Source organism: Aeromonas salmonicida subsp. salmonicida, from assembly GCF_001643305.1.
GTDB lineage: Bacteria > Pseudomonadota > Gammaproteobacteria > Enterobacterales > Aeromonadaceae > Aeromonas > Aeromonas salmonicida.
On the sequence record NZ_LSGW01000090.1, the window covers coordinates 1 to 5,424 of the forward strand.

The 5,424-nt window shown below is 57.0% G+C and carries 10 protein-coding genes; 9 read left to right on the plus strand and 1 reads right to left on the minus strand.

Annotated features, from left to right (window positions below):
• The coding region (locus AXW79_RS23475) for a hypothetical protein (protein WP_063977650.1) at nucleotides 1-236 on the minus strand (236 nt) is incomplete at its 3' end.
• Between the two features lie 208 nt (nucleotides 237-444).
• Between AXW79_RS23475 and AXW79_RS16930 the strand changes: the two genes are divergently transcribed.
• From AXW79_RS16930 to AXW79_RS16965, 9 genes are all read left to right on the plus strand, one after another.
• Nucleotides 445-855, plus strand: a complete 411-nt coding sequence (locus AXW79_RS16930; protein WP_011116719.1) for a MobC family plasmid mobilization relaxosome protein — start codon at nucleotides 445-447, stop codon at nucleotides 853-855.
• Between the two features lie 704 nt (nucleotides 856-1,559).
• A complete protein-coding gene (locus tag AXW79_RS23835; RefSeq protein WP_011069625.1) occupies nucleotides 1,560-2,093 on the plus strand; it encodes a hypothetical protein in 534 nt (177 codons plus the stop codon).
• Nucleotides 2,094-2,435: a hypothetical protein gene (locus AXW79_RS23840; protein WP_011116720.1), complete on the plus strand. Its 342-nt coding sequence runs from the start codon at nucleotides 2,094-2,096 to the stop codon at nucleotides 2,433-2,435.
• Between the two features lie 99 nt (nucleotides 2,436-2,534).
• The gene (locus AXW79_RS16945) at nucleotides 2,535-2,822 is read left to right on the plus strand and encodes a hypothetical protein (protein WP_005321949.1); all 288 of its coding nucleotides are present in this window, start codon (nucleotides 2,535-2,537) and stop codon (nucleotides 2,820-2,822) included.
• 1 nt (nucleotide 2,823) lies between these two features.
• Nucleotides 2,824-3,030 carry a hypothetical protein gene (locus AXW79_RS23035; protein WP_129712442.1) on the plus strand — a complete coding sequence of 69 codons (207 nt, stop codon included), beginning with the start codon at nucleotides 2,824-2,826 and terminating at the stop codon, nucleotides 3,028-3,030.
• A 116-nt stretch (nucleotides 3,031-3,146) separates the two neighbouring features.
• Nucleotides 3,147-3,479, plus strand: coding sequence for a hypothetical protein (locus AXW79_RS16950; RefSeq protein ID WP_005321955.1), 333 nt, complete (start codon nucleotides 3,147-3,149; stop codon nucleotides 3,477-3,479).
• A gap of 31 nt (nucleotides 3,480-3,510) precedes the next feature.
• Nucleotides 3,511-3,753, plus strand: coding sequence for a type II toxin-antitoxin system RelB/DinJ family antitoxin (locus tag AXW79_RS16955; protein WP_011069626.1), 243 nt, complete (start codon nucleotides 3,511-3,513; stop codon nucleotides 3,751-3,753).
• Nucleotides 3,743-4,030, plus strand: coding sequence for a type II toxin-antitoxin system RelE family toxin (locus AXW79_RS16960; protein ID WP_005321942.1), 288 nt, complete (start codon nucleotides 3,743-3,745; stop codon nucleotides 4,028-4,030). The genes AXW79_RS16955 and AXW79_RS16960 overlap by 11 nt, the downstream gene beginning before the upstream one ends.
• A gap of 183 nt (nucleotides 4,031-4,213) precedes the next feature.
• Complete coding sequence (locus AXW79_RS16965; RefSeq protein ID WP_043151496.1) at nucleotides 4,214-5,221, plus strand: replication initiation protein; 1,008 nt, start codon at nucleotides 4,214-4,216, stop codon at nucleotides 5,219-5,221.
• Nucleotides 5,222-5,424 lie beyond the last annotated feature (203 nt).

A 5,424-nucleotide genomic window follows, 5' to 3' on the forward strand; every position in this document is an offset into this window, starting at 1 on the left:
GCCTGCTCTGGGGTTAATGGTACTTCTGACCATCCATCCCTGATCGCCTGCAAATGTACTGACAGCCCATCTATCAGCTCTCTATTTATTGTCACCGTGACGTTAATATCTGCCAATTTTGCACGGTAGGCTGCTTGCCGTTCTGCCCCGCTTTTGGCTGCTCCTGTCTTTGGCCTACCCCGTCCGCGCTTGATGCCAAACATGTCCCCAGTACCCTGATCCGTGGTGTCCTTCATTGTGCTATTTCCTGTCACTGTAACGGTAATTGATTATGTGTCATCGTGACGATAATTAGCAAGTTGCCGCCCCTCTCTTTTTTTGCTGTACTGGTTATTAGCCAGCCCACCCGTATTACGTTTTAGCCTGCTTCGCGGCTCAACGTAACACGGGGCTGGTGAGGGGCTATGCCCCTTCAATCCCCCACACACCACAGCCGGAGGCCGCGTGTCCAAGGTCCAAAAGATAACCACCGTCAGCGTCAGGATCGACAAGCCGACCGCCGCCGAATGGCGTGAACGTGCTAGCGCCTCTGGACTCAGTTTGTCTGACTGGATCCGGGGGGCGGTGGATGCCAATCAGCAGACGAATTTGCCGACGCCCCAGCGCCGTCCCGTCCGTGTCCGCGATACCAGCAACGATGCCGATCCGGCGTTGATGCGCCAGTTGGCCGGGATGAGCAACAACCTCAACCAGATAGCCCGAGCTCTGAACGAATGCCGGTTGGCCGGCTCGTCGGTGCAACTGGTGGAAGTGCTGGCCCTGCTGCGCAGCATAGAGGTACAGGCGGGACGCCTGCTGCCCCAGTTGCCGCCACCCCCAAAGCCTATGGCCAAAGGGCGTGACGATGCTCATTAAATTCCTTTCCCACGGTACGGGCAGCGGTGCCCGTGCTTCGGCCTACCTCATGGGCTCGCACGACCACACAGGTGCACCACGGGCAGGTGTGGCGGTACAGCGGGGTGATCCGGTGTTGTTTGCGGCGGTGGCCGACTCGCTTCCGTTCCAGCATCGTTACGCCAGCGCAGTGATCTCGTGGGCGACGGAAGAGGCCCCGACCGCCGACGAGATTACTGCGGTTTTGGAGGACTTCGAGGCGGTGGCGTTTGCTGGGTTGGAGCCGGAAGACGTCCACCTGACGGCGGTCCAGCACGACGAACCGGATGGCGGGGTTCACGTCCACATCCTGATCCCCCGTGTTCACCTGGGCACAGGCAAATCGTTCAACCCGGCCCCACCAGGTCACCGTAAAGCCTTTGATGCGGTGAGGGATAAACACAACCACGAAAAGGGCTGGGCGCGGCCAGACGACCCGCTCCGGGCGCGGTTGCTACGGCCCGACTTTGAGGCGTTCAAGGACAAGAGCGACAAGAGCGCCATCAAAAAGCAGATTACCGAACACCTACTTGGTGCCGCCGCGCAGGGGGTGATTTCCAATGCGGCGGAGCTGCAGGACTACCTACAAACATCGCTCGGGTGCGAAATCACGCGCACAGGGGCCGATTACACCAGCATCAAGCCTGAGGGCTATCCCAAAGCTATCCGGTTAACAGGGGAACTCTATGGATCATCTTGGACAGCAGAAAGAACGCTTGAGCGAGAGGCTCAAACAGCGGCAAGAGCAGGAATTGGGCGAGGTGGAGAAGTTAGCGAAAGCGGTGCTCGACAAGCTCAAGAAAGACTTAGAGACGCGTGTGGACGGCGAGCTGAATACAACCGTGGACGCTATCCGGGACGGGATAAAGGGATTGCCCAAACAGATCACCGACTCGACCGACCCATTGAAGGAGGTCTTGGAGCAGGCCCGGAGCGAGGCCAACACCCTCAAGCTGATCTCCAGCGTCTGGCTCAAAGCCTTGCTGTTCGGGGTATGCATCTCCGTGGGGATCGGGCTGGGGAGCTGGGGGGTATTGAGCTGGATGGGCAACGAGGTTCAGCGGTTGAACAGCGAGATCAGCAGCGCGAAAGCCACGCTGGCGCAGCTTCCGGCCGGAGTGAGCTTCGTCCGGGAGGATGGCAAGAGTTACATCCTCGCTCCGACATTGGGAAAAACGTACGAAACGCAAAGTGGCAAGATGGCGGTGGAGATCAAGTAAATGACCGAATTAGAACGCCTACTGATCGAGCGGCTGGAGCAGATGGAGCTGCGGCACCACAACGAGACGATGGACTTGCGGCAGCAGCTCTACGCGCAACAGATGTCTTTGGAGAGCTTGCAAAGGCAGTTGGGGAGCACCTTGGAAGGGTACGAGACGCACTGCGCCAGCTTACACACCGCATTCGTGGCCTTGGAGAAGAGCACAAGGAGCGAGCTAGCCAGCATGGGCCGGAGTTTGGACCAGACCAACCGGGTTACCGGAGCAGTACTTGGGTCATTGAACAGCAGTGTGGCCGGAGTCAAGAGCTCGCTGGAGAGCTTGATCAAGGCGCAGCGTTGATCGCCGACAGGGCTGCAGAGCTGCGAAAAGAGCAGCGGAGAGATCGTGGGTTGAGCATGTGATATATCGTCACAGTGACAATAATTAAGGAGATCGGGTATGAAATCAGGTCGGTTGGGTACTCCTGACACGGTGGCGCATATTCGCCAGTTTCCCCCGGTTGGGTACGAACTGGCGAGCTATCAAGGCTCCCCGTGGCTATGGGCCGATGGAAAGCCGCTGATCGACCTCCTCGATGCGACCATCGACTGGCTGATCGATGACGACGGCAGCCGCTGGATCGTCATTGATACCGAGTGCCTGCGCCAGCATGTGGCCCACTATGCCCTGTTGTCCGCCGATACATGGCGGCAACGGCTGCTCGATGCAGGTGTGGAGGTGGATTAAGGTGCGATTGAGTGATTGGTTTCCGGGGCTGATGCTGTGGCATACGGTGGCGGTACTGGCCGCCGTGTTCGCGGCGAAAGCCCTGCTGTACTGTGCTGCGGACTGGTTGGGCCTTGGGCCGCTCTACAGCGCCTTGGCGGGGCCTTCTTGGGACGTGGCGGCATGGATAGCGTTGTTGGCCCTGCTGCTGCGGTGGATGAAGGTCTAGCCCGTTCTGCCGCGCTGCGCTTGGCGGCCACTATAGCGGGCGCGACAGACTGCGCTAGTCGTGTCCGCTATAGTGGCTCGTAATTTTGTTCATCTAACAACCATAAAGGACTTCGAATGGAAGGCACACATCTAAGACACATTAATGATGAAGAGTTTAGCCCTTTACTGCTTGCCGCTTGCATCACGGGTCACGATTACCGCGACGCGTTTAAAATATTGCGAGAGCAAGGTTGTTCTTTGATAAATAAGAAATTTTATTATGATGACACTCACAAAATCTCTACTGGGTTAGAGAGCGTAAACCAACAAAAACTAACTCTAATGGCCTATGTCAGCATAGGAGAATACCTAGCTAAAACTGGGGGGGATGAAGGTATTCAACAGCATCTTAATGATATTTTTTATCAAGTAGTTGAGCTTAAAAATAGAGAATACGCTAATATGTAAGTACAAACGTACTTACACCTGGGGTTTGGATATGGGGACGATTAACCTTCGCATCGATGATGAGCTGAAAACCCGCTCGTATGCGGTACTTGAACGACTTGGTGTAACTCCATCTGAGTTACTGCGACAAACTCTGGAATATGTGGCCTCTCAGGAACGACTGCCTTTTCGGACGACCGTGGTAACGGAGGATGAGGAGGCATTGCTTGTTCTTGTTCGTGAGCGGCTGGCCAGCCCCCAGAAAGGGATCAGGGTGTCGCTGGATGACCTTTGAGCTTGAGTTCGACCCACGAGCGTGGAAGGAATGGAAGAAGTTGGGCGATACAGTTCGCCAGCAGTTCAAAAAGAAGCTGGCAGAGGTGCTGGAGCGACCTAGGGTAGAGGCGAATCGTCTGCATGGGCTGCCGGACTGCTACAAGATTAAGCTGCGTGGGGCTGGGTACCGGTTGGTGTATCAGGTACAGGATGATCGGGTGCTGGTCTTCGTGGTCGCAGTGGGTAAACGAGAGCGGGAGCAGGTGTATCTGGACGCTGGTTATCGGCTGGAATAGGTGAAGTTGCCGTGGGGTGGCTAGTACGGTAACGTACTGTCCAGAAAAGACAAACCCCGAATCTCTGTTTAGTCAACTTGGCGGGAGACAACAGAGGATTCGGGGCCGTTCACTAAGAACAGGAAAAGCATAACATATGCACGTTCTCAGACAACCCAGCACCGCCAATAAGCGCGGTGATCGATGGTAAAACCAGCGCTTCAAGCCGCCGAATTCGTCGAACGGCTCCCCCTCCGCCCCTACTGCACCGACGATCCGGCGTTGGGTCTGCATATCCGCCCGCAGGCAACTGCGCTGGCCTTCCGTCACATTCAGCACAACCCACCGCCGTATGTCTCCTGCATTGTGTTTGATGTGGACAGAAAGCCCTATGAGCAGCGGCGAGAAGGGTATCAAGAGTGGCGAGAGCGTGGCTTGCCTGCGCCGCATTGGATCGCGATCAACCCCGAAAACGGCAACTACCATCTTGGCTATCTGCTGGCAGCGCCAGTGGCGCGTACCAATGCAGCCATGCTAAAGCCACTGCGCTATCTAGCGGCTATAGAGCACGTGCTGGCGAAGAAGCTGGGCGCTGACATGGGGTACGTTGGGTTGATCACCAAAAACCCCGTACACAGCGATTGGTGGACGGTATGGCATAACCATGCGCCCTATTCCCTCGACTACCTCGCCGAGTTCTGCCCAGATGCGGATTTAGCGGCCTACAACCGCCGCAGCGGCAAAGAGGCTAGTGGGCTGGGGCGTAACGTCACTGTGTTCGATAACGTGCGGGAATGGGGCTACAGCGCAGTGCGGGAGCATTGGCGGCCCAATGGATACGACGCATGGGCGGATGCGGTGAGAGCTGCCTGTGAGAGCGCCAATGCGTTTGGACGCGAGCAGGGCGGCCCGTTGCCCCATAGTGAGATCAAGGCAACTGCCAAGAGTATCGCCCGTTGGATCTGGCGGCACCTTACCCCGACCTCGTTTGCGGATTACGTTGATCGGACACATACCCCCGAGATCCAAGCGCGGAGAGGGGCTAAGGGCGGCAAGGTATCCAAGGGCGGGGGCAGGCCCAGCAAAGCGGCAGAGCTGCTGCCGGAAGTATTGCGGCTCAAAGCAATGGGCTACAGCAACCGCGATATAGCCGAGGATCTGCAAATCTCGGCTGGCAGTGTGTCCAATTACCTCCGTTGTGATCTTGAGTGATCAAAAACAAGCCTATATCAGATAACAGCGCCCGGAGGGCGTTCCTTTATCCCTCCAGTATTTGAGAGAGAGGCTCGGTGCGAGGTGGGCAAGCGCCCGAACCGTAGGCCGTCCATCAGGCCGTGGGTTTGGCCTGTGGGCGGGGGTGTTGTCCACGGAGCTGTTTTAGTTCTGCCGTTCTTAGCCTTCAAGATCTCGCCAGC

What these genes read in the sequence shown, in the direction of transcription:
- AXW79_RS23835 (WP_011069625.1), top strand. Translation starts at nt 1,560, where the DNA reads ATGGATCATCTTGGACAGCAGAAAGAACGCTTGAGCGAGAGGCTCAAA.
- AXW79_RS23840 (WP_011116720.1), top strand. Translation starts at nt 2,094, where the DNA reads ATGACCGAATTAGAACGCCTACTGATCGAGCGGCTGGAGCAGATGGAG.
- AXW79_RS16945 (WP_005321949.1), top strand. Translation starts at nt 2,535, where the DNA reads ATGAAATCAGGTCGGTTGGGTACTCCTGACACGGTGGCGCATATTCGC.
- AXW79_RS16950 (WP_005321955.1), top strand. Translation starts at nt 3,147, where the DNA reads ATGGAAGGCACACATCTAAGACACATTAATGATGAAGAGTTTAGCCCT.
- AXW79_RS16955 (WP_011069626.1), top strand. Translation starts at nt 3,511, where the DNA reads ATGGGGACGATTAACCTTCGCATCGATGATGAGCTGAAAACCCGCTCG.
- AXW79_RS16960 (WP_005321942.1), top strand. Translation starts at nt 3,743, where the DNA reads ATGACCTTTGAGCTTGAGTTCGACCCACGAGCGTGGAAGGAATGGAAG.
- AXW79_RS16965 (WP_043151496.1), top strand. Translation starts at nt 4,214, where the DNA reads ATGGTAAAACCAGCGCTTCAAGCCGCCGAATTCGTCGAACGGCTCCCC.